Below are 22511 nucleotides of genomic sequence, written 5' to 3'. Positions count from 1 at the left end.
CTTGAGCCGCTGGATGCGCCCGTGGCGGAGCAGCTACGTCTAGAGAGCCGAGTCGAAGGTGATCGGCTTGCCCGGGCGGCGTCCCGGGATGTCTGTCACTCGTCCGGCGGACCTTACGGCGGCAGTCCCGAGCGGGTCGATGGCCGACAGGGGAGTGTGCGGCCGGCGCATGGACTTGGGGGCGGCGGAGCGGTGCGTCGCCTGCGTCACCGGAAGGTTCATTTTAGGACTTTCGCTTGGTGGGTAGCTACTGGCGGAGGGTACCAGCCGGACCTATCGTGCAACGGAAACTTCAGGATTACAGCATCAATCCTGCGCCGGGATTTCCGCAATTGGAACGCGGCCGGTCGTGTGAATCCCCGGGCTCGCGGGACGGCGGGGCAAGACGTCAGTTCGGCGGGTGCGGGGTGCTCACAACGGTGACTGCCACGTGAGCGTCGTGCCGGTGTCACCGCCGTTCGTGGGGGCGTCGTCCCGGACGGTGAGCCGGACACCGGGCCGGCCGTCCGGCAGGGTCACCGTGGCGTCGACGGAGACCTCGATCCGGGACACCCCGGCACGGCGCGAGGCGGTGGCCAGCGCACGGCGCAGCGCGGCGACGAGTTGCGCGCCGACGGTCTCCGCCACCCGGTTCTCCACGGCGCCGGTGAACCGGGTGGATGGCTGAAAACCGAGCAGGGCCGCCGCGCCCGCGGTCTCGCGCAGCACCTTGCCGCGGAAGGTGGTCGGCGCGTCGGCGGGCGGCTGCTGCAACGCGAAGATGGCCGTCCGGACCTCTTGCACGGTGGACCGGAGTTCGTCGACGGCGTGGCCGAGCGCGGCGCGCACGTCCTCGGCCCCCGAGCCCTCACCGCCGGAGTCCTCACCGCCGGGGCCCTCACCGCCGGAGTCCTCACCGCCGGGGCCCCGGCCACGCCCGTCCTCCGTAGCGGCGCTGTGGCCGGTCCCCTCCGTCCGGCTCCTGCGCAGCGTGGACTCCAGCATCATGCCGGTCGCGAACAGGCGTTGCACGACCAGGTCGTGCAGGTCACGGGCGATGCGGTCCCGGTCCTCGTACACCGCGAGGCGCTCCCGGTCGTGCCGGGCGTCGGCGAGGACGAGCGCGAGCGCGGCCTGTGAGGCGAACTGGGTGGCCAGCCGCCGCTCGACCGGCGTGTACGGGCGGTCGCCGCGCCCGCGCGGCAGGGCCAGCGTGCCGATGAGGCGGCCCTCGGTCTGCAGGGGCAGCATCATGCTCGGCCCGAACCGGGACCGTACGGGCGTCGTCATCCGCGGGTCGGTCGCCGAGTCGTCGATGAAGACCGGCTCCCCGCCGAGGAGTTGTTCGAGCACGGGGCTGCCGGGCGCGATGGTGGCGCCCACGATGCCCTCGGGGTCCTCGTGGGTGGAGGCGGCCACGATCTCCATGCCGCCCTCCTCCGTGGGCAGGAGGACGATGCCCGCCGAGGCTCCCGCGAGGATCCTGGCGCGTTCGGCGACCGTCACCAGCGCGTCGTCGGCGGTCCCACCGCTGAGCAGGGCGGTGGTGACGGCGGCGGCGCCCTCGATCCAGCGCTCCCGCTGCCGGGCCGTCTCGTACAGACGGGCGTTGGCGATCGCGATACCGGCCTGCGTGGCGAGCAGGCGCACCAGCTGTTCGTCCTCACCGGTGAAGGTGCCGGAGGACTTGTCCGCGAGGTAGAGGTTTCCGAACACCTCGTCCTCGACCCGGATGGGGACGTCCAGGCAGATGTCGGAAGCGGAGGACTGCGAGGACCGGGAGGACCGGGAGGGCCAGGGCGAGTCCGGGGACTCGGGACCGGGGGAGGACCCGGCCCCGGCGTCGAGCGGGCCGGCGGAGGAACCGGTGCCGGGGCCGGACTCCGGCTCCGCCGGGTGCGGATCACGGTGCCGGTGCCCGGGCCCGGTCTCCGCCGGGCGCGGCTCCGCCGTACGGATCCGGACCAGCCCGTCCCGGCCCGGGTCCGCCATCCCCAGCGCCGCGTACCGGGCCCCCGTCAGCTCGGCCGCGCCGTCCACGATCCGCTGGAGCGTGGCCCGCAGTTCGAGTTCGGTGCCGACGCTGAGGACCGCTTCGAGGAGAAGCGGGAATCCCGGCACGGGGTCGGTCATGCGAGGCTCTCGGACGCCGGGGCGTCAGCGCGCCAGCGGGTCCAGGATCAGCGGCGCGATCTTGCCCTCCAGCATGTAGCCGAGGCCCTGGACGGCACAGACGTCGGGCCGCTCGGCGATGTGGACGGGCATTCCGGTCGCCTGCCGCAGCATCTGGTCGAGCCCGGGGAGCAGCGCGCTGCCGCCGACCATCATGATCCCGCGGTCGGCGAGGTCGGCCACCAGATCGGGCGGGCAGGACCGCAGCACCTTGCCGATGCCGTCCAGTACGGCCGTCAGCGGCGTCTCGATCGCCATGCGTACGGCGGCGGTGTCGACCTGCACGGAACGGGCCAGGCCGGTTGCCACGTCCCGCCCGTGGATCTCGGTCAGGGCCGGGCCGTGCGGGGTGAGCCCGTTCCCGGAGAGGGCGACCTGCAGGGGCCGTACGGCCTGACTCGGCAGCATCAGCTCGTGCTGGTGGCGCAGGTGCTGCACGATCGCGTGGTCGACGGCCTCGCCGCCGACCGGGATGCGCTCGGCGGTGACGATCGAGCCCAGCGACAGCACGGCGAGCTGGGTCGCGGCGGCCCCGCACACCATGATCATGGTTGCCTCGGGCCGCTCGACGGGCAGTCCGCAGCCGACCGCGGCCGCGATCAGCGTGTCGACGAGTTCGACCCGGCGCGCGCCCAGCCCGACCAGCGTCTCGATCGTGGCGCGCTGCGCCAGCGGGTCCGCGTCGTGCGGGGTGCAGGCCGCGGCCCGCAGCCGGGGCTTGCGGCGCAGGGTGCGGCGGACCTTGTCACCGAGCAGATGGCGCAGCATGCGCTGGGCCATGTCGATGTCGACGACCGTGCCGCCGGACACGGGACGCACCACCCGGATGTAGTCGGGCGTACGGCCCGTCATCTTCTCCGCGAACTCCCCGACCGCGATCAGCGCGCCCGTCCTCGTGTTGATCGCGGCGACGCTCGGCTGGTCGACGACCAGGCCCGCGCCCCTCACATACACACGGGTCCTCGCGGCGCCCAGGTCGACGGCGAAGTGACAGCGGCGCAGCTGCTCCAGACTGGCGGTCATGGCAGGTCCTCCCGAGAGCGCAGACCATGGGGCTCCGCCGGGCGGCGGTCCTCTCTCGCATCCTGCGCGCGCCGGGCGGCGGGCGCTCTTTCTGGAGGGCCGGGCGGGGTGCCGCCGGACGGGTGGTCCTGCGGCGCTCGGATACCGGCCGGGGCACCGCGGGGGTGCGGAATCATGAACCTGACGCCGGGGGCGGCGCCCCGGGGGGCGGCGTACTCTCCCGCAGTCGTACCGAGCAGGCCACCGACAGCCCCGGTACCGGCCAGCGGCGCAGCCCCTCGTGCACCGCTCGCTGGGCCGCGCCCGCGCGGCGCAGCGGGTGACGGCGGGTGATGCGCCCCGCCTCCTTGAGGAGGTGGTCGAGGAGCCGCCTCGACACGTCGTGGGTCTCGGCGCGCACGAAGGCCACCGCGTCGTCCACGTGCCAGGACAGCTCCACCGAGGCGGCGAACGAACTGTGCCCGGAGCTCGGCAGGTGCAGCTCGTGCGCGGCGCCATGGGTGGTGAGGTCGACCTCGTAGTACGTGATGAGGGAGCGGGGCGGGCGCTTGCCCCGCGGCCGGTCGAGGTCGAGCAGGGTCAGCGAGTTGTCCGGGTCCGTGTGCACGACGGCGGTGCGGCCCTGCTCCGCACCCCGGAGCCGGGTGAGGTCGCGGGTGGTGAACGGGCCCCGGACCAGGTCGCGTCGCACCGGTTCGAGTTCCGGGAGGCGCTCCGGGAGATCCAGGGTGCAGTACCAGGCGACGGCGGGGCCGTCCGCCGACGGCTGCCGGTACAGCGGGCGGAAGCGGTCCGGGGGCGGCGCGGTGCTGCCGCCGCTTATCAGCTCCTCGTGCAGAACGGGGGAGAGCACGACCATGATGTCCGCTTCGGGACGCTCCAGTTCGGGACGGAGTTCCGGCGGCACGGTCGGGCTGCCCGCGCGGGCGAACAGCGCGGTGTGCCAGAACGTCACACGGATCTTCGGAGGCTCCTCCAACTCCATTAATGCACCCGGCAGTTCACGCAGCACCGCGTTCAGTGCGGTCACTACGGAAGCCTCGGGCTCGGTGATCACGACATAGCCGTTGTCGCGGCCGAGGAGCTCGTACTCGTTCGGTGCCATGTCGCTCAGGGAGAGCAGCCAGGCCAGCGTCCGGCCGAGCACGCCGTGGGTGTGCGGATCCTCACCCGATTCCGCCGTGTACTCGACCGCGATGACGGGGCTGCCGCGTTCCGGCGCGGCCCGCAGCTCGTGGTACAGCTCCAGCAGGGTGGGGTTCGGCTCGCTGGGCGCCTGGAGGTCCTCGTACGCCCGGTACGACTCGATGGCCTCGGCGACGCGGCCCTGGCCCTTGAGCGCGAGGATGTGCAGCCGCCGGAAGTCCTCGCGCCTGGGGTGGGACCGCAGGAGTTCGCCGAGGTCGCTCGCCGCACGCCTGAAGTTGTTCATCTCCAGGTCGAGTTCGGCGCGGGTGGCGCAGAGGGTGAGGCGCAGGGCGCGGAGCCGGCCGCGGGCCGCCTCGGCGGCGGGGCCCGGGACGCCGTCGACCGGGTCACCGGTCCACAGGTCGAGAGCCTGCCGGACGCATTCGGCGGCGGCCGGCAGGTCGTCCGCGTCCCGGTGGGTCTTCGAGCGGGCGACGAGAGCCTCGCACAGGGTGAGGTCGACGCAGTCGGGGGCGGCGTGCAGGGCGTAGCCGTCCGCGGTGCTCGCCAGGACGCCGGGGCCGAGGGCCTCGCGGACGGCCGCAGCGTGTGCGGCCAGGAGACGCGCGGCTCGCTGCGGGGGCCGCCCGTCCCACAGCCCCTCGGTCAGGTCGGAGTGCGTCACCGGCCGGCCGCGGGCCCGGAGCAGCATGTGGAGCAGGGCCTGCTGCCGGGGTGCCAGGGTGCGGACGGGGCGGTCGCCCTGGGTGATCCGTACCCGGCCCAGCACCCGGTACCGGTGGCGGGCGGCCTCGGCGGCCTCCAGCACCTGGGCGAAGGACGGTGTGAAGAAGAGGCCCATGCCGCGCCGCTGGGCCTGGAGGTCCGAGGACGTCAGAGGATTGAGGACGTCGGACAGAAGGGCCCTGAACTCGCCCGGTACCGCGCTGAGTTCACCGGAACCCACTCCGTTGGTCAGTTCCCGCAGCAGATGGCCGAAGTCGTGCAGATCCTTCGACGGGTCGGGGTCCCGGCCGGTCCCCAGCGCGAAGTAGGTGATCTTCAAAGTGCCGTCCGGCCGGACGATCAGGCCGTTCGGGGTGAGCCTGCCGTGTGTGACGCCCCGCTCGTGCACGGCCCCGAGACCGCGTGCGAGCTGCTGGGCCAGGGGGGCGAGCAGCGAGAAGGGCAGGGCGAAGCCGCCCTCCGCGGTGAGTTCCGCCACTGTGAGTCCCTCGGTGAACTCCGTGACGAGATAAGGGACGTTCTCCTCGATGCCGAAGTCGTGCACCGTGAGGACGTTGGGATGCTCGACACCGGCGAGGGCGCCGGCGTCCTGAAGGAACCGACGGTCCTCGGCCGGCGCGTAGGTGTGCACCACCACCGTCCGGCCGCTGCGGGTGTCCTCGGCCAGCATCAGCTGCCTGCCCCGGCCCAGGCGTCGGACCAGCCGGTACCGGCCAAGCACCAGCCCTCCGGTCGGGGCCGGGGTTCCACCTCCCAGCCGTCGCACACTCTCCTCGCGCACCGACGCGAACGCCTCGCCGTCGGCCGCCGCGTCCCCGGGTCCCGGGGCCACCACGGGGAACTCCCCGGCGGCCACCCCGGCCCGTGCGTCGATCAACGCGCCGACCCGGCCCAGAAGTTCACTGGTGCGGCTGTGCGCGGTGCGCGGCAGCGTGTGCAGCAGGAGTTCGCGCACGCCGGGCCGGAAGACGTACGAGCCGGGCGGGCCCGACGGGCCGGCGCTCAGGAGACCACTGAGGATCACCTCGGCGAGGTGCTGCGGCCGGGGGCTCGGCTCGATCGCGGCCTGCACCAGCCGCATCACGGGCAACTCCGGTCTTCCCACGGCGAGATGACCGGCCAGCCGGAACGCCTCGGGGGAGGCGATGGAGCGGAACCGCAGGACGAGTTCCTCCGCGGAGAACCGCTCGACGTCGCCGCGGCCGTGCTCGTCGAGCGGGGCGGGCGCCGGAGCGGTGTCCAGCATCGCCACCGAGCCCGGGAGCCGGCCGCCGCCGGCCACCAGCGACGACCAGTTCGCCAGCCAGCGGGCGGACGGCTCCAGGACGGGAAGCGCGAGCACGGAACCCGGGCCGGGCAGGTCGTCCGAGGCGTAGGAGTCCACGGTGTAGGCGGAGTTGGGGGCGGCGGGCCGGGGGGCGGTGAGGCGCGCGGTCGTCGCGGGCAGGGCCGTGGTGCGCCACAGCCGCTCGGGCAGCGGCTGGAGCACGGCGACGGGCATCCGGGCCGCCCAGCGGCGCAGCGTGCGGTACCAGCGGGTGCCCGCCGGGCCGCCCCGCCACTGCGCGCCCATGCAGTCGCTGACCAGCAGGGTGACCGTACGGCCGTCCGCGTACGACTCCTGCGAGCCGGGCCGCCGTACCGTTCCCCCGGCGGTCAGCTGGTGCAGCTCCACCGTGCGGAAGACGCCCGACTGGGCCAGCGCGGTGTGCAGTTCGCGTACGAGCGGGCGCCAGACGGGCATGGTCGGCCCGGTGTCGTGCACGAGATGCAGGGTCAGCCAGCGCTCGGTGGCCGGGCGCAGCACCGGCAGCCACCACCGGGGCGCCGCGCCGAGCCGGGCGATCCGGTGGGCGGTCGCCTCCTCGTCCAGTGTGTGGCCGACGGGCGCGGGCACCCGGCGCTTGAGCGGACGCAGGGTGCGCTGGAGCGCGAGCGGGTGGGGCAGCATCGGGGGAGCGGGGGCGAGGAGTGTGGTGTGCGGGGTGTTTCCCGGGCCGCCGTCCGCCGCGTCGCCGCCGGAGCCGCTCGCGTCCCGGTCGGGTGATCCGGAGCCGGGCAGACGCAGGGGTACGCGGGCGTCGTCCGGGCGGTCCGGGCCCGCGGGCGGGTCCCCGAGGGGCGGGCCCGGCGGCACGTCCGTCCGCGCCGGTGTCTCCGGGGGCGTACGCGGAGAGGCGGGACGCCCGTCCGACGGGGGCCGGCCCGGCGGCGCGGCTGCGGGCCCTTCGACGTGCCCCGCGAGCCACAGCAGCTCGGCCAGCTCCACGGAGGTCGGCGACTCCCCGCCGACGACCCGCCCCAGTAATTCGGCGAGCAGAGCGGGCCCCGAGTCCGTCGTGGGGCCGCACGGCCCCGGACCGGCCGGGGAGCCGGATGCCGCGTCCGCCGGGGTGTTCTGCCCCGGGCCGGCGGGGCTGCCGGGTCCCGGGCCCGTCGGGGTGCCCGGGGCCTCAGAACTCATCGTCGTCCCGGGTGCTGCTGAGGTAGGGCATCAGCTGCTCGGCGAGATCGTCGCGTGACGCCGCGTCGATCCCCGCCGCGCCGGTCAGATAGATGGCGTTCAGGAGCTGGTCCGTGGCGAGTTCGCCCCCGGTGCCGCGGGAGAGGAAGCGGCTGATCAGGTCACGGGCGTAGGCGTCGGGCTCGCCGAGGTGGGCACGGACGATGCTTTCCAGGTGGGCGTCGCGCGGCTGGTGGAGTTCGAGACGGACGCACCGGCGCAGAAAGGCGGGCGGGAACTCGCGCTCGCCGTTGCTGGTCAGGACGACGAAGGGAAAGGCGCGGCAGCGGACCCGGCCGCGGGAGACGGTGACCCGTTCGTCCGTGCCGGCCACCATCACCTCGGCGGCGGGCGTGTGGCGGGCCGCCCGGACCAGCTCCGGGATGTCGTACTCGCCCTCCTCCAGGATGTTCAGCAGGTCGTTCGGCAGGTCGAGGTCGCTCTTGTCGATCTCGTCGATGAGCAGGGCGCGGGGGCGTCGGTAGGGGAGCAGGGACGTGCCGAGCGGACCGAGCCGCAGATGGTCCTGGAGCTCGCTGTCCGCGGGGATCTCCTGTGTGGCGGCGCGACCGGCGGCGTACAGCCGGGAGAGCGGGTCGTACTGGTAGAGGCCGTCGTGCAGCGTGGTGCGGCTGGTGACGTTCCAGCGCAGCACCGGCCCGAGCCGCAGCTCCCGTGCCACCGCGTACGCGAGGGAGGACTTCCCGCTGCCGGGCGGGCCGGTCACCAGCAGGGGGCGGCGCAGGTACAGCGCCGCGTTGACGAGCTGGACGGTCCGGTCGGTGGCCCGGTAGGTGCGGGCGCGGTGCCTGCGGTCCGGGGAGGCGGTCGAGGTGTCGCCGTCCTCGGCGGGAGTGTCCAGCTCGGGTCCGCCGTCGAAGTCGCGCCACGGCGGCGGCGCGGGCAGCTTCGCGATGCCGTCGTGGGGTTCGCTCCCACCCGTGTAGACGGGCCACAGGGACATGCGTTCTCCTCGTTGCTCACCGGCCGTGCGACCGGCCTCGGACCTGCGTGCCGCGCCCGGCACATCGCGTACCGGCGCTCGGCCGACTCGTTGCCGTGCTCCCTCGCTCGCCTGTCTGCCTGCTTTCCCTCCTGCTCTCCCTTCGCGGTCCCCGGGTGCTCAGCCGACCGGTGAGTGGAGATAGCCGACCGGGTCGGGCAGGCATCTGGGGTCTTCCCAGAGCAGCGCCAGGTCGTACGCCCAGTGCGGTTCGGGACCGTCGTCCGCGTACGCCGTCTCGCGCAACTCATGGATGTGCGAGGGGAGTTCCGAGGGCGGCAGATCCGCCAGATGCGCGGCGAGGCGGTCGAGGAACGCCGCCCCCGTGCAGTCCTCGTGCGCCCCGCCCCGGTGCTCGCCGCGGCAGCCGCTGCGCGGCCAGAGCATCACCGGGACCGCCGCGTTCAGGCTCGCCTGGAACAGCCGGCGGGTGCCCTGCGCGCGCGGCGGGGAGGCGAAGCCCACCATGTCGGCGCCGCGCCGCAGCCCGATGGTCAGCCGTACCGGATCCTGCCCGAGCGCCCCGCAGCCGATGCGGTGCAGCGGTGCCGCGGACTGCCCGTCGAGCCGCTGCCACTTCTGCAGCAGCTTGTGCTGGAGGCCGCCGCTGCGCCGCCGCTCCAGGTCCATCACCACGAGCGGCGCGAAGGAGCCGAGCGGGCTGTCGTCGTCGGCACTGCGCTGCCAGTGCGCCACATCGGTGTTGAGCCAGCGGCGGGGCAGTACGAAGGCGATCAACTCACGTGCCCCCGGCTCCAGTTCGTGGTACGCCTCGTCGATGCGCTCCAGCGCGTAGCCGCGCACCCGGTCGGCGGGCAGGGCGCGCGAGCCGACGACGCGGCGGTGCCGGCCGTTGTACGCGGAGACCTCGACGAGGAACTGGTGGTCGCCCGAACCGCTGGGCGCGATCTCCACGAGGATCGGCGACCAGGGCTGTGCCCCCGCGGCGGGCGGGCCCGGAGGGGTCACGGGCGGCCGGGGGCGGCGGTCGTACGCCCGGGACGGCCAGGCCCGCAGCGCGCCCCGCGTCGGCGCGTCCTCGGTGAAGTCGGCGAGCCGCGCGGCGAACCGGGCGACGGCGCCGGTGTCGGGCACCTCGGAGAGCAGATACCAGGCCGCGTCCCACAGCGACCGGAACCGCCGTTCCGGCAGCGGCGGCCCGAACGGGCCCACGGCATCGCCGTACAGCCGCTCCGGGCTGCACTCGGGCCGTCCGTCGAACTCCGGAGCCCGCGCCAGCACCAGCTCCCGCAGCCGCTCCTTCTCCGTACGCCCGTACTCCGGTGTCGGTATCAGCTCGCCGAGCCGCGGCCAGTAGCGGGCCATGACGTGCGCGGGCAGCATCCGTCCGTTGCGGATCCCGGGGTCCCGCGCGGCGGCGGACACCATGCCCACCACCCGCCCGGTGTCGGCGAGGGTCACCGCCGCCCCGCTGAAACCGGGCGCGAGCGGCTGGCCGTGCGCCACCCAGGCCTCCAGCTGGACCCACTCGCCCGCGATCAACTGGTCCGCGGTGGCCCGGTACTCGGCGAGGGTCCCCTCCTCGTAACGCTTGGGGAATCCGTACGCCACCAGCCTGCGCGGCGGATCGCCGAAAGCGTCCGACGGCGCGGCGAACTCCGCCGGCCTCAGCGGTACGGAGCGGTCGAGTTCGAGGACCGCGACATCGCCGGGGTCGGTGTCCCGCCCGTCCCAGCCGCCGTGCGCCACGACCTTCGCGGGGAGGGACTCGCCGCCCCGCGCGAAGGAGACGCGTACTTCCTCCGAACCGCCGCGCGCCACCACGTGGGCACAGGTCAGCACGTGTCGCTCGGTGACGAGGAAGCCCGCGCCGGTCTCCCGTCCGCAGGTGATCCTGGCGTGCCACGAGGCGCTGTTCATGATCGTACGGCGGTCCCGTGCGCACCGGTCCCGAATTCGGGCCCCGCACCGGTCCCGGACACGGAACCTGCCCCCGTCCCTGCCCCGGTGCCGGACACATCGCCCGTCCCTGTCCCCGTTCCCGTCCCCGTTCCCGTCCCTGTTCCCGTCCGTGACGAAGTTCCGGATGCCGTGCCCGAAGCGGACGGCGGGACGGTTCTGCCACCCGGGTCCGGTTCTCCCGGCGTCCAGGAGAGCCTGACCACCAGATGTCCCTCGACCGTGCTCTTCGCGATCAACGCGCCCGCCTCCGCGCTGAGTTTGACCCCGAACTCGATCTCGACGGAGTCGGGCCGCAGGCTCCCGTCGCGGAACACCCGCAGTGCCGACTGCGCGGCGGCCCGCACGCCCTCCAGGGCGCCCTCGAAGGTGCGCGTGGCCTGCACCGTGCCGTCGTCGCGGGCCACGAGCCGGGAACCGGACCCGTCCTCCACCGCCTCGACGACGACCAGCGCCCCGTCATCGGTCTTGAACTCCACCAAACCGTCCATGGCGCTCCCCCGTTGTCCGTGACTCCCGAGCACCGACATTGTTCCGGACGGCACTTGGGACTGTCCCGGTTTCCGCGGCTCGTACCCGCCTGTCCTGGCGGGAAGCCGCCAGGGCACCTTCCCGCCAGGTTCCGTCAACACCCCCGCAACACAAGCCCCCCGACACTCTTCGCAAGCCCCGGGCGCCACCCCTGCCCGGCGCGGGCACGGCCGATGAGAGAGGGCACGAATGACCAGAGGACCAGTGAGACGTCCGGCGGCACTGCTGTCGGCCGGGCTCGTGCTCGCCCTGCTGCCCACCGGGCCTGCGGGCGCGCTCGACACGGGGGGCACCGGGACCCCCGGCACCCCGGTGCCGGCGCGAGCCGCCGCCGCGGCCCGGACCGTCACCCTCGTGACCGGCGACAAGGTGACCGTCACCGACGTCGGCGGCGGCAAGAGGACGGTCTCCGTCGTGCGCCCCCGGGGGGCCACCGGAGCCGTGCGCACTCAGGTGGCCGACGGCGCCGTCACCGTCGTACCGGACGAGGCGCTGCCGTATCTGCGGGCGGGCACCCTGGACCGGCGGCTGTTCGACGTGAGCGAGCTGATACGGCAGGGGCTCACCGACCAGAGGACGGACGAGCTGCCGCTGATCGTGACGTACGAGCCGAAGGCCCGGGCGACGACCCCCGGCGGGGCCGAGCGGACGCGCTCGCTGTCCAGCATCCGGGGCGCCGCGGTCGCCGCGGACAAGGGCCGGACCTTCTGGCGGTCGATCACCCGCCAGGAGGGGATCGGCAAGGTCTGGCTCGACGGGCGCGTCAAGGCCGACATGGCCGAGAGCAACGCGCAGATCGGCACGCCGAAAGCCTGGGAGGCCGGGCTCACCGGCAAGGGCGTGACCGTCGCCGTTCTCGACACGGGCGTCGACACAGGCCACCCCGATCTGGCCGGACGGGTCGCGCGGACCAAGAGTTTCATCGACGGACAGGAGGTCGCCGACCGCAACGGGCACGGCACGCACGTCACCTCCACCGTGGGCGGCAGCGGCGCCGCCTCCGACGGCACGGAGAAGGGCGTCGCGCCCGAGGCCACGCTCGCCGTCGGCAAGGTGCTCAGCGACCAGGGTTCGGGCAGCGAGTCGCAGATCATCGCCGGAATGGAGTGGGCCGCGCGCGACGTGCACGCCAAGGTGATCTCCATGAGCCTCGGCTCGACCGAGGCCAGCGACGGCACCGACCCCATGGCCGCGGCCGTCGACACCCTCTCGAAGGAGACCGGCGCCCTCTTCGTCATCGCGGCCGGCAACACCGGCGCCCCCTCGTCCATCGGCTCGCCCGGCGCCGCCGACTCCGCCCTGACGATCGGCGCCGTGGACTCCGCCGACGAGGCCGCGTACTTCACCAGCGCCGGGCCGCGCCACGGCGACAACGCGCTCAAGCCCGACCTCTCCGCGCCCGGCGTCGACATCCTCGCAGCCCGTTCCGGGCTGGTGGACGGCAGCGGCTCCTACACCTCCATGAGCGGTACGTCGATGGCGACACCGCATGTCGCGGGCGTGGCCGCGCTGCTCGCCGAGGAGCACCCCGACTGGACCGGCGCCCGGCTCAAGGACGCGCTCATGTCGACGTCGAAGCAACTCGACGCCTCCGTGTATCGATTGGGCTCCGGCCGGGTGAGCGTTCCGGACGCGATCGCGGCGAAGGTCACCGCCACGGGCAGTGCCGATCTCGGCTTCCACGGCTGGCCGTACGAGGACAACACGCCGGTCGCCAGGACAGTGACCTACACCAACTCCTCCGACGCGGCGGTGGAGTTGACGCTCGCCGCGGAGGGGGCCGGCGAGGGTGTCGCCACCCTCGCCGACACCAGGCTCACGGTTCCCGCGCACGGCACCGCGTCCACCACGGTCACCGGCGACGGCTCGAAGGCGCCGGTGGGCAACACCTCCGGGCGGATCGTGGCCTCGGTCGACGGCACGCCGGTCGCGCACACCGCGTTCGGGCTGGTCAAGGAGGAGGAGCGGTACACGCTCACCGTCCGCGTCAAGGACCGGGACGGCGATCCGACCGCCGCCGACCTCGCCGTGCAGCGGCTCGCGCGGGGCGTCGACCCGTACCCCGCCCACGTCGGCGACTCCGGCACGCTGAAGCTGCGGCTCACGCCCGGCACGTACAGCCTGACGTCCTTCCTCGACGTGCGCGGCGGCCACGGCGCCGACTCGCTCGGCCTCGGTTTCCTCGCCGCACCCCAGATCACCCTCGACCAGGACCGCGAGGTCACCCTGGACGGGCGGACGCTGCGGGAGATCAGCGCGAAGGTCGACCGGCGCACCGAGACCCGGCAGCTGCTCATGGAGTACGACCGGAACGCGGGCGGCTCCGATCTGTTCGGCGCGGTCCAGGTGCCCGTCAAGTACGACAGCGTCTTCGCCGCGCCGACCCGGAAGGTCACCGAGGGCAGCTTCGACTACCGGACCGTGTGGCGGCTCGGGAAGCCGCTCGTCGACGTCCGGGGCGTCGGCGAGGCGCTCGCCCAGCCGGGCGGCACCCTGATCGAGGGCCGCAGCAGGCTGCCGCTGGCCGACGTCGGGGACGGGCCGTTCACCGGAGTGCGCGGCAAGGCCGTTCTCGCCCGGCTCACCGACGGCGTCGAGCCGGCCGCGCTCGCCCAGGCGGCCCAGGACGCGGGCGCCAAGGCCCTGTTCGTCACCGACGACACGGCGGGACGCCTCAACGCCTGGTTCGGCACGGACGACAACGAGAACCGTCCGCTGCAGATCGCCACGGTCGGCACGGCGGACGCGGCACGGCTGCGCGCGACCCGGACCGTCGACATGACCGGGACGCGCAACACGCCCTACGTGTACGACCTTTCGCAGGGCTTCGAGGACGCCGTCCCGAACCGGAGCCTGACCTATGAGCCCGACCGCCGTGAACTGGCCGTCCTGGACACCAGGTTCCACGCCGTGAAGCCCGTCTCCGGCAGCGAGTTCCGCTACTCGATCGCCGACCCCTTCCCCATCGGCCTCGGCTTCCAGGAGCGCGTCGACTACCCGGCCGAGCGGACCGACTACGTCTCCACCGGCACCGGACAGACCTGGACGGAGTCCGTGTACGTGGGGGAAGGTGCGCTGGAGGAGCGCAGCGGACTGGTCCCCTACCGGGGCGGCACCCACGACACCCTCGACTGGTTCAAGCCCGTCTGGCACCCCTGGCTCGGTACCGGACTCGGCTGGGGCCAGCAACGAGCGGGCAACCAGATCCAGTTCAACACGCCCGGCTGGGGCGACTCCGGGCCCGACCACACCGGCTTCGGCGACGTGTGGAGCGACGACACCGGGATGACCCAGTTCACCGAGGTGTACCAGGACGGTGTGCTGGTCGACGAGGGGAAGAGCTCCGCCGGATACGTCTGGGACGCGCCCGCAGACGAGCACACGTACAAGGTCGTCACGGACACGACGCTCGACCCCGGACGCTGGAGGCTCTCCACGAAGGGCCACACCGAGTGGACCGTCCGCTCGGCGGCCACCCCCGAGGACCACTACACCTTCCTCCCGCTCCTCAATCTCGGCTACGACATCGACACCGACCTCGCCGGCGATGTGCGCGGCGGAAGGATCCCGGTGAGCCTCTACGCCGAGTACGTGAAGGGCGCGCCGGACACCGGCACCATCGGCGGCGGAAAGCTGGAGGTGTCCTACGACGACGGGAAGACCTGGAAGGCGGTTCCGCTCACCGGCGGCAAGGCGCGCTGGACGGGCACCCTGAACGTGCCGCACGGCGCCGAGTTCGTGTCGCTGCGGGCCTCTGCCCGTGACGACCGGGGCGGCACGGTGGGCCAGGAGACCATCCGGGCGGTGGGGGTGCGGTAACCGGCCGTCGCGACGGCGGTCCCCCGGAGCGGGCGGCCGTCGGTTCCCCCGGGGAGGGGGGAGCCGACGGCCGCCGTCCGTTCACCCGCCGGGTCGCTCCGCGATGCCCCGGATCACTCCCAGTTCCACCAGGTCCTGCGGCCGGATCCTGAGCTGGTCGGCGGTCGCCCGGACCTCGTCGGCGGGCCGCTTGAGGATCGCGGCCGCCGACTCCGGAGCGATGACGGAGAAGTAACTGTCCGGCGTGGCCCAGGTGTTGCCGGGTGCGGCCAGGGCCAGCGCGCCGCCCGAGCCGCCCTCGCCGATCACCAGCGTGGTGACCGGCGTACGAGCGGTGGCGACCGCCGCGAACAGATCCGCGATCGCGGCACCGGCCCCCTGCCGCTCGGCGTCCGCGTCGTTCGCGGCGCCCGGGGTGTCCACCAGCGTCAGCACCGGGATGCCGAGCCGGCCGGCCAGCCGGACCAGCCGGGCGGCGGTGCGGTATCCGGCGGGACGGGTCGGGGTCCCGCGCTGGGCGGCGTACGCGATGGTCCGCCCGTCGTGCGCGCGGCCGAAACCGCACAGCACGCCGTCGTCGGTGCCGCCCGAGCGGTCCCCGCCGATCGCCACCCGGCGGGTGAAGCAGGCCTCCAAGTAGGTCTCCGCGCGCGGACGTTCGGGAGCACGGGCGCGCTGCACCGCGTCCCAGCCGGTCGCGGGCGGGTCGGTCGCGCCCAGCGCGGCCGGGACCGGCGCGGCCCCGGCGGAGGGCTGGGTGAGCAGGTCCAGCCACAGAACGAGCGTCTCGCGCAGCCCCTCCCGCGACACGAGGGCGTCGACCGAACCCGCCGCCACCTGCGCCTCGGCCGTGTACGCGACAGGGTCCGCGTCGGGCGGACGGACCCGGGAGCCCGCGAAGGCGACCTGGGCGCCGGGCATCGCCAGGGTCACATCGGCGCCCGCGCCGAGCGTGGCCCAGCCGCCGCCCGTCGTCGGGTCCCGCAGGATGGCGATCTGGGCGAGCCCCGCCTCCCGGGTGAGCGCCGACTGCCGTGCCACCCGCTGGAGTTGGGTCAGCGCGAGCATGCCCTCCTGCATCCGGCTGCCGCCCGTGGCGACGAGCGAGACGACGGGCAGCCGGTACGTCCGGGCGTGCTCGTACGCCGCCTCCAGGCGGTCGCCGGTGCGTTCGCCGAGGGAGCCGCCGAGGAAGCCGAACTCGAAGGCGACGAGGACGGCGGTGACCGGGCCGAGCGGAGCCCTGCCGTCGATCGTCGTGCCGAAGCTCGCCGTGCCGAAGGTCGCGGTGCCGCAGACGACCGACTCCTCCTCGCCGGTGCGGGCGGCGGCGCGCGCCCGCGCGTCGTCGTACCCCTGCCAGGAAAGCGGACCATCGGGACCGAACTCTCCTTTCGGGTAAGGGAGTTCGGCGAAGCTGTCGGTGACCAGTGCGATGGCCTCGCGGGCCGAGATCCGGTCAGTCACGCGGCAGCGCCCGCTTCAGGATCTTGCCCATGTCGTTGCGGGGCAGCGTGTCCAGGAAGCGCACGCTGCGTGGCCGTTTGTGCGGGGCGAGGCGACGGGCCACGTGGTCGGCCAACTCGTCGACGGGCGGCGGAGCCTGGGGATCAAGGGGGACGACCCAGGCCACGACGCGCTCACCGAGGTCGGGGTCGGGCTCCCCGGCGACGGCGGCCTCGCGCACCCCGGGGTGTTCGAGGAGCGCGTTCTCGATCTCGCCGGCGCCGATCTTGTAGCCGCCGCTCTTGATCAGGTCGGTGGCCTTGCGGCCGACGATACGGACGGAGCCGTCGGGCTCGAGGACCGCCATGTCACCCGTGCGGAACCAGCCGTCCCCGGTGTACGCGGCGGCGGTGGCGTCGGGCCGGTTCAGGTACTCGGTGAAGAGGTTCGGCCCGCGCACCTGGATCTCGCCGACGCTCTCGCCGTCGTACGCGCCGGTCGGGGTGCCGTCGGCCTCGTACCCGGCGATCGTCGTCCCGTCCTCCTCGACGAGCCGCAGACCGACGCCGGGCAGGGGCACGCCGACGGTGCCGGGCCGGGCCTCCCCGTCCGCCCGGACGCTCGTGTTCATCAGGGTCTCCGTCATGCCGTACCGCTCGACGACCCTGCGTCCGGTCGCGGCCGTGATCCGCTCGTGGTCGTGCACGGGCAGCGCGGCCGAGCCCGACACGAGCAGCCGCGCCCGGCCCAGCGCCTCGGCCAGCCCGGGGTCCTCGCCGAGCGCCTCGGCGAGCCGGTGGTACATCGTCGGCACCCCGAACAGCATCGTCGCCCCGTCGTTCAGCTCCCGAGCCACACCCTCCGCGCTGAACCGCCCCAGATGCCGGACGGACCCGCCGCGCCGCAGCGGGCCCAGGATGCCGAGGATCAGACCGTGCACATGGAACAGGGGCAGGCCGTGCACCAGCACGTCGTCGCCGGTCCACTGCCAGGCGTCGGCCAGCGCGTCCAGGGTCGAGGCGATCGCCCGGCGCGGGATGACCGCGCCCTTGGGCGGGCCGGTGGTACCGGAGGTGTAGACGACGAGGGCGGGGGCGCCGGGGTCGGTGACCCCGCCGGCGGACCCGGCGGACCCGGCGGACCCGGCGGAGCCGGAGGCGTCCGGCCTGGAGCTGTCCGACCCGCCGGGAACGGCGCCCGCTCCGGTGCTGGTGCCGGTGCCGGCGCCCGTGGCGGAGACCTCGACCTCGACATCGATACGGGGCAACGCCCCCGCCGGGGAAGGCAGCGCGTCACCCGGAGCGGCGAGCACCAGGGACGGCGCGCTGTCACCGAGGATGTGGCCGAGTTCGGCCTCCCCCGACTTCGGGTTCAGGGGCACGGCGGGCACCCCGGCGAGCAGCGCGGCGACGACACCGACGGCCGTCTCCAGGGTCGGCGTCGCCCATACGGCGACCCTCCCGGCACCGTCGAGCCGGGCGGCCAGCGCTCCCGCCGAGGCGGCCAGCTCCGCGTACGTCAGGGACCGATCACCGAAGCGCAGGGCGGACCGGTCGGCGACCGAACCGCTCACCAGGGCCGGGAAGAGGGAGAACACGGGGACTCCTTGCCGAGAGGACTTCACCGGGACGGACAGGCTCTTCCTACACGATGAGGCTTCCGAAGAGGGTGGTCGGCCGTCCGTCCGCGCCGAGGACGTGGAGGGGGAGCGCAGGCGTCGTAAGGATCGTTCCGAAAGCGGGGACGATCGTTCGGGAACCGTGGCGTGGACGGACCCGGCCACGTAATGTCGGCGACGCGCGACAACTTGATGAGTCAACTGCCGGGAGCCCTTTGGTGAGTGAGTGTCCGCCGCCCCTTCCCCGGACCCTCGAACGCCTCGACGCGCGGATCGCCGAGCAGGGTCCGGAGCGGGGCGACGTCCTCGCGGGCCTGCCGGACGGCGAGGAGGCGGAGCGATGACGACGAAGCCGGCCGGCGCCGTCGAAAGGCTCCTGACGGCGCTGCGCCCGCGCGGCACCCGCTCCGAGATGCGTGCCCTCGCGGTGGAGCTCGGCCGGCTGCTTCGGCGCAGGATCGATACGCCCGTCGATGTGCGGGAGTTGGCGCAGGCCCTCTGCGACGAGATGAGCCGGCGCCGGGGCGGCCGTCCCGTCCAGCTCCGCTTCGAGCGCTTCCCCGACGAGATCGAAGTCACCGGCCTGTGGATGGAGTTCCAGGACTTCGACCTCGTGATCGTCGAGGAGCGCGCCGAAACGGTGCAGCAACTCGTCATCCTCGGGCACGAGTTGTGGCACATGAAGGAAGGGCACCGCGACCACCACGTGGAGGGCGCGGTGGCCGTCGCACGCGCCGCCCTCTCGGACCGTTCCGACCTGCGCGATTCCGGAGCGCGAGCGCCGTTCCGGCAGGAGGTGGCCCTCACCGTCGCCGCCCGCAACGGATCCCGCCAGGCGGACGAGGCCCAGGCCGAGGCCTTCGGCCTGCACCTGGCGAGCGTCTTCCGCTCCTGGGTGGCGGGCCCCGGCGGCACCGGCCCCGTCGACCCGGTCAGCCGCGCCATCCAGACCTCCCTCGGCTACCACGGCCCCCAGACCTGACCGACGGGGAACCGCGGAGGTCGATATCGGCTTGGCCCGGGGTCGTGGGTGGTTGTTAGCCTGCGGCGGGATTGTCCCGGGTGGCGTGCCGGTGGGGTGCGTCCGTGGTCGTACGCCGGTGTCGTACGAGAATGGAGGCCGTCGTGGCCCGTATCGCGCTCGTCACGTACGACCCGGGCGAGGAGCCCGGCGCGGACCGGGATCTGCCCGTGCTGAAGGGAGCCCTGGAGGATGCCGGGGCGGTTGCGGACATCGTGCACTGGGACGATCCCGGGGTCGACTGGGCGGGGTTCGACCTGGCGCTGATCCGGTCGACGTGGGACTACAGCTGGCGGGTGGCGGAGTTCGTGGCGTGGGCCGAGCGGTGCGGGGGGCTCACGCGGCTCCTGAATCCGGCTCCGGTCGTGCGGTGGAACACGGACAAGCGCTACATCGGGGACCTGGCGGACGCGGGGGTGCCGGTCGTCCCGACCCGGTATCTCGCGCCGGGTGACCCCGTCGAGCTGCCCGGCGATCACGAGTTCGTCGTGAAGCCCACCGCGGGGGCGGGGGCGCGCTACGCGGCCCGGTACACGCCGAAGGAGCGGGAGACGGCCCTCGGGCAGCTCGCGCGGATGCACGCCGAGGGGCTGACCGCGATGGTCCAGCCGTATGTCACGAACATCGACGCGGCGGGCGAGCGGGCGCTCCAGTTCTTCGGCGGGCGGCTTCTGCACGCCAGTCGCAAGGGGGCCGTGCTGGAGTCCGGGACTCCCTTCGACGGGGACAAGACACCCCACCCGCGCCTGGAGGTCTGGGAGCCGACGGTGGCCGAACAGGCAGTTGCCGAAAGGGCGTTGGCCGCCGTGCCGGGAGGTGCGGACAGCGTGCTCTACGCCCGCGTCGACCTTGTGGACGGTGACGCCGGCGAGCCCCGGGTGATGGAGCTGGAGCTCGTCGAGCCGAACCTCTTCCTGTGGCTGCACCCGGAGTCGCTGCCCGTCGTCGTGGACGAGATCCTCGAGGCCGCCGCTCGCTGAGGGGCTCGACGGCGAGGTTCCGGGCGGGATCTCAGGACGCTTCTCGAGCGGACCCCTCGGGGGGCGGCGGGACGGGCCCCTTGACGCCCACGCGTTGCAGCAGGCCCCAGGTGAACTCCGCCGCGCACGCGTGCGGGACGCCCGACGCGTCGGGGGCCGTGAACGCCAGCCCCCAGCGGGTCGGGGCCGTGCCCTCCAGGGGCCGGGCGGGGGCGAAGGCGCTGGCCACCTCGTCGACCGTGCAGGACCAGGGGGCCAGGTCCTCCAGGGTCTCCAGCGCGGGAGCGGGGGCGCCCGGGGCCCGTACCAGCCATTCGTTCCAGGCGACGCCGCTCGGGGCGAGAAGGACCTCGAACCGCAGGTCGGGCCACAGGGGCACCGGCCAGCGCAGGGCCTCGCAGGTCAGATCGCCGATCCGGCGCTCCCGCGCGGACTCGGGGGCGCCGAGGACCGAGCGGTAGCGGGCGGCGGCGGACCGGGAGCGCCGGACGTGCAGCATCGCCTGCCAGCGGCGGTTCGCCTCGCGCATGTCGGCGATGGACACACCCAGTTCGTGACGGGCGTCCTCGACCAGGTCAGGATTGTGGTCGGCCATGCGGCGCAGCAGGACCAGCTGGAAGTCGATCGGGGTGAACGGGGTGGCGGGGCGTTTGGCCGGCATGCGGTCCATGGTCGCGCACCCGGCTCCCGCCCGGACGGCGGCCGTCCGGCAGGAACAGCACCGAGTTGACGTACCGGGGACCGCGCGGCGGGAGCACCCGGCGCAGCAGGCCCTGCGCGACGACGTACGACATCCGCGCCTGGTGCTCCTCCAGCGGGAAGGAGGCGAGCGGCACCCAGCTGGAGCCGGGCAGCACCCACCCCGTGTACCCCTGTTCGGCGAGGTGGCCGACGACCGGGGCGACCGGCTGGATACGGGACTCCAGCTCGATGAAGAGGGCGGGGCGGTCGCGGGCCAGCAGGTCCCGGGCGCCGCGCAGCACCGCCGGCTCGTTGCCGTCCACGTCGATCTTGATGAAGCCGACGTCACGCAGGCCCAGACTGTCCAGGGTGAGACAGGGCACCTCCAGCGCGCGGGCGTGGATGTCCCGGCGGACGAGCGAGGACACGCCCCGGTCGCCCGCGTCGTCCGCGGGCAGCCACAGCCGGGCGGTGCCCCGGTGGTCGGAGGCGGCGGCCCGGATCACGCGCACATTCCTCGGAGTGGCCGACGACAGCAGCCGGGCCAGATGCGGCACCGGCTCCACGGTCACCACACGGCGGGCCCGCGGGGCGAGGCGGCGTGTCCAGGGGCCGTACCAGCCGCCCACGTCCACCGCCGTGCCGCAGCCGGGCGGACACAGGTCCCCGAGCCGGGCCAGCTCGGGTTCGAAGCGCGGATAGACGAGCCGGGCCGTCGCCGCGACCAGACGGGTGGGGACGAAGGGGGCCAGCCGGGCGGCGAAGGTCCTGGACGCGCGGCCGTTCGCTGATCCGGTCATGGCGCCATCCGCCGGAGGATCTCCTCGTGTTCGTCCTCCGTCACCTGTTCCCCGGAGGACGGCAACAGCTGTGGGATGCCGTCCACGATGGGATATCGGCGGCGCAGACGCGGGTTGTAGAGCGCCTCGTCCGAGGGCAGGGACTCGTCCGGGACAAGCAGATGCAGCGGACCCTTGTCCAGCGGGCAGGCCAGGATCCTCAGCAGTGGGTCGTCGGGATTCATGGGGGTGTCAACTCCTCGGCACCGATGGGGGGTTGAGGTGCCTCGTCATGCTTGGGCATGGCGAGCAGCACGGCCACCGCGAGAACGGTGCCGGCCAGCCGCAGCGCGAGCCGGACCGGTTCGTGCGGCAGCGCCTCGCCGAACGTGAGCGTGCCGAGCACTGCCGTGAACAGACAGGTCACGGTCGTGCAGACCGGCACGATCAGCGAGGCCCGGCAGCGCTGGAGCGCCGCCTGCGACATGACCAGACCGAACGCGCCGGTGAAGAGCAGGAGATAGGGGTACGGGGAGCGCAGCAGGCCGACGACCGCGCCGCCCGGGTCGTGGGTCGTCAGGCGGCTCGACACCCCCTTGATGGCCAGCGAGCTCACCCCGTACAGCAGACCGACCGCCACGCCGTACTCGACGCCGGTCGTCGGCATGCGGTGCCGGTGCCGGGAGCGGCGCTCGGCGGCCCCGTACAGCCATACGCCCAGGGAGAGTGATGGCAGGCAGACCGTGAGGACCAGCGGTGCCGGAGCGCCTCGGCCGACCGTGTCGGCGCTCTCGCGCAGGGACATCACGACCATCAGCAGGGCGAGGAGGATCGCGCCGAGCGCGTAGCGTTCGCGGCCCGTGGTCTCCTCGCCGAGCAGCCGGGAGGAGAGCAGCACAAGGAGGACGAGCCCGGACACGAAGATCGCCTGGGCGGCGGCGATCGGCAGGGTGCGGTACACGGCCAGCTGCGCGGCGAACCCGGAGGCCAGTGCGAGAGAGCCGCCGATCCACAGCGGGCTGCCGAGGACCAGGCGCAGCAGCCGGGCGGGACGGCGGATGTCGACCTCGGGCAGGGCCGCCAGCGCGCGTTTCTCCAGGACGAATCCGGTGCTGTACAGGACGTTCGCCAGCAGAGCCGCGGCCACTCCCCACCACATGG

General features: G+C 73.8%; 17 protein-coding genes. 4 read left to right on the top strand and 13 right to left on the bottom strand.

What is annotated here, in order from left to right; all coding sequences use genetic code 11:
- Positions 1 to 39 precede the first annotated feature (39 nt).
- The 7 genes from ACWD68_RS22565 to ACWD68_RS22535 all read right to left on the bottom strand — a co-directional run bounded on the left by ACWD68_RS22565 (position 40) and on the right by ACWD68_RS22535 (position 10966).
- Positions 40 to 222, bottom strand: a complete 183-nt coding sequence (locus ACWD68_RS22565) for a hypothetical protein (RefSeq protein WP_351538974.1) — start codon at positions 220 to 222, stop codon at positions 40 to 42.
- A gap of 189 nt (positions 223 to 411) precedes the next feature.
- Positions 412 to 2112 carry a GAF domain-containing protein gene (locus ACWD68_RS22560; protein WP_451808226.1) on the bottom strand — a complete coding sequence of 567 codons (1701 nt, stop codon included), beginning with the start codon at positions 2110 to 2112 and terminating at the stop codon, positions 412 to 414.
- 24 nt (positions 2113 to 2136) lie between these two features.
- Positions 2137 to 3174: a rod shape-determining protein gene (locus tag ACWD68_RS22555; RefSeq protein ID WP_451808225.1), complete on the bottom strand. Its 1038-nt coding sequence runs from the start codon at positions 3172 to 3174 to the stop codon at positions 2137 to 2139.
- Positions 3175 to 3346: 172 nt separating this feature from the next.
- Positions 3347 to 7513 carry an SAV_2336 N-terminal domain-related protein gene (locus ACWD68_RS22550; protein ID WP_451808224.1) on the bottom strand — a complete coding sequence of 1389 codons (4167 nt, stop codon included), beginning with the start codon at positions 7511 to 7513 and terminating at the stop codon, positions 3347 to 3349.
- Positions 7503 to 8516, bottom strand: coding sequence for an AAA family ATPase (locus ACWD68_RS22545; protein WP_451808223.1), 1014 nt, complete (start codon positions 8514 to 8516; stop codon positions 7503 to 7505). Before ACWD68_RS22545 ends, ACWD68_RS22550 begins: the two co-directional genes overlap by 11 nt.
- A 159-nt stretch (positions 8517 to 8675) precedes the next feature.
- Complete coding sequence (locus ACWD68_RS22540) at positions 8676 to 10436, bottom strand: VMAP-C domain-containing protein (RefSeq protein ID WP_451808222.1); 1761 nt, start codon at positions 10434 to 10436, stop codon at positions 8676 to 8678.
- Positions 10433 to 10966, bottom strand: coding sequence for a CU044_2847 family protein (locus tag ACWD68_RS22535; protein WP_451808221.1), 534 nt, complete (start codon positions 10964 to 10966; stop codon positions 10433 to 10435). Before ACWD68_RS22535 ends, ACWD68_RS22540 begins: the two co-directional genes overlap by 4 nt.
- A 229-nt stretch (positions 10967 to 11195) precedes the next feature.
- Here ACWD68_RS22535 and ACWD68_RS22530 point away from each other — a divergent pair, with 229 nt between their 5' ends.
- Entirely contained in the window at positions 11196 to 14825 is a 3630-nt protein-coding gene (locus tag ACWD68_RS22530) for a S8 family serine peptidase (RefSeq protein WP_451808220.1), read from the top strand.
- 81 nt (positions 14826 to 14906) lie between these two features.
- On the opposite strand, the gene ACWD68_RS22525 is transcribed toward ACWD68_RS22530, so the two are convergent.
- A complete protein-coding gene (locus tag ACWD68_RS22525) occupies positions 14907 to 16292 on the bottom strand; it encodes a carboxyl transferase domain-containing protein (RefSeq protein WP_451808219.1) in 1386 nt (461 codons plus the stop codon).
- On the bottom strand, positions 16285 to 17868 hold the full coding sequence (locus ACWD68_RS22520; RefSeq protein ID WP_451808218.1) for an acyl-CoA synthetase: 1584 nt from the start codon (positions 17866 to 17868) through the stop codon (positions 16285 to 16287). The genes ACWD68_RS22525 and ACWD68_RS22520 overlap by 8 nt, the downstream gene beginning before the upstream one ends.
- A gap of 239 nt (positions 17869 to 18107) precedes the next feature.
- Between ACWD68_RS22520 and ACWD68_RS22515 the strand changes: the two genes are divergently transcribed.
- From ACWD68_RS22515 to ACWD68_RS22505, 3 genes are all read left to right on the top strand, one after another.
- Positions 18108 to 18233, top strand: coding sequence for a hypothetical protein (locus ACWD68_RS22515; protein ID WP_451808217.1), 126 nt, complete (start codon positions 18108 to 18110; stop codon positions 18231 to 18233).
- On the top strand, positions 18230 to 18871 hold the full coding sequence (locus ACWD68_RS22510; protein ID WP_451808216.1) for a toxin-antitoxin system, toxin component family protein: 642 nt from the start codon (positions 18230 to 18232) through the stop codon (positions 18869 to 18871). Before ACWD68_RS22515 ends, ACWD68_RS22510 begins: the two co-directional genes overlap by 4 nt.
- A gap of 143 nt (positions 18872 to 19014) precedes the next feature.
- Positions 19015 to 19890 carry an ATP-grasp domain-containing protein gene (locus ACWD68_RS22505; RefSeq protein WP_451808215.1) on the top strand — a complete coding sequence of 292 codons (876 nt, stop codon included), beginning with the start codon at positions 19015 to 19017 and terminating at the stop codon, positions 19888 to 19890.
- Between the two features lie 31 nt (positions 19891 to 19921).
- On the opposite strand, the gene ACWD68_RS22500 is transcribed toward ACWD68_RS22505, so the two are convergent.
- From ACWD68_RS22500 to ACWD68_RS22485, 4 genes are read right to left on the bottom strand one after another with little or no spacing between them, the layout of a single operon-like run.
- On the bottom strand, positions 19922 to 20560 hold the full coding sequence (locus tag ACWD68_RS22500) for a hypothetical protein (protein ID WP_451808214.1): 639 nt from the start codon (positions 20558 to 20560) through the stop codon (positions 19922 to 19924).
- On the bottom strand, positions 20466 to 21371 hold the full coding sequence (locus tag ACWD68_RS22495; protein WP_451808213.1) for an FkbM family methyltransferase: 906 nt from the start codon (positions 21369 to 21371) through the stop codon (positions 20466 to 20468). Before ACWD68_RS22495 ends, ACWD68_RS22500 begins: the two co-directional genes overlap by 95 nt.
- Positions 21368 to 21595 (bottom strand): Trm112 family protein, encoded by a 228-nt coding sequence (locus ACWD68_RS22490; protein WP_451808212.1) that lies wholly within the window; start codon positions 21593 to 21595, stop codon positions 21368 to 21370. The genes ACWD68_RS22495 and ACWD68_RS22490 overlap by 4 nt, the downstream gene beginning before the upstream one ends.
- A complete protein-coding gene (locus ACWD68_RS22485; protein ID WP_451808245.1) occupies positions 21592 to 22497 on the bottom strand; it encodes a hypothetical protein in 906 nt (301 codons plus the stop codon). The genes ACWD68_RS22490 and ACWD68_RS22485 overlap by 4 nt, the downstream gene beginning before the upstream one ends.
- Positions 22498 to 22511: the final 14 nt, after the last annotated feature.

This window comes from Streptomyces sp. NPDC005141, from assembly GCF_053599975.1.
This window is presented reverse-complemented; position numbering and strand designations above follow the sequence as displayed.

Excerpts from the sequence above, each read along its gene's own strand:
- ACWD68_RS22565 (WP_351538974.1), bottom strand. The coding sequence starts at position 222 with ATGAACCTTCCGGTGACGCAGGCGACGCACCGCTCCGCCGCCCCCAAG.
- ACWD68_RS22560 (WP_451808226.1), bottom strand. The coding sequence starts at position 2,112 with ATGACCGACCCCGTGCCGGGATTCCCGCTTCTCCTCGAAGCGGTCCTC.
- ACWD68_RS22555 (WP_451808225.1), bottom strand. The coding sequence starts at position 3,174 with ATGACCGCCAGTCTGGAGCAGCTGCGCCGCTGTCACTTCGCCGTCGAC.
- ACWD68_RS22550 (WP_451808224.1), bottom strand. The coding sequence starts at position 7,513 with ATGAGTTCTGAGGCCCCGGGCACCCCGACGGGCCCGGGACCCGGCAGC.
- ACWD68_RS22545 (WP_451808223.1), bottom strand. The coding sequence starts at position 8,516 with ATGTCCCTGTGGCCCGTCTACACGGGTGGGAGCGAACCCCACGACGGC.
- ACWD68_RS22540 (WP_451808222.1), bottom strand. The coding sequence starts at position 10,436 with ATGAACAGCGCCTCGTGGCACGCCAGGATCACCTGCGGACGGGAGACC.
- ACWD68_RS22535 (WP_451808221.1), bottom strand. The coding sequence starts at position 10,966 with ATGGACGGTTTGGTGGAGTTCAAGACCGATGACGGGGCGCTGGTCGTC.
- ACWD68_RS22530 (WP_451808220.1), top strand. The coding sequence starts at position 11,196 with ATGACCAGAGGACCAGTGAGACGTCCGGCGGCACTGCTGTCGGCCGGG.
- ACWD68_RS22510 (WP_451808216.1), top strand. The coding sequence starts at position 18,230 with ATGACGACGAAGCCGGCCGGCGCCGTCGAAAGGCTCCTGACGGCGCTG.
- ACWD68_RS22500 (WP_451808214.1), bottom strand. The coding sequence starts at position 20,560 with ATGGACCGCATGCCGGCCAAACGCCCCGCCACCCCGTTCACCCCGATC.
- ACWD68_RS22495 (WP_451808213.1), bottom strand. The coding sequence starts at position 21,371 with ATGACCGGATCAGCGAACGGCCGCGCGTCCAGGACCTTCGCCGCCCGG.
- ACWD68_RS22490 (WP_451808212.1), bottom strand. The coding sequence starts at position 21,595 with ATGAATCCCGACGACCCACTGCTGAGGATCCTGGCCTGCCCGCTGGAC.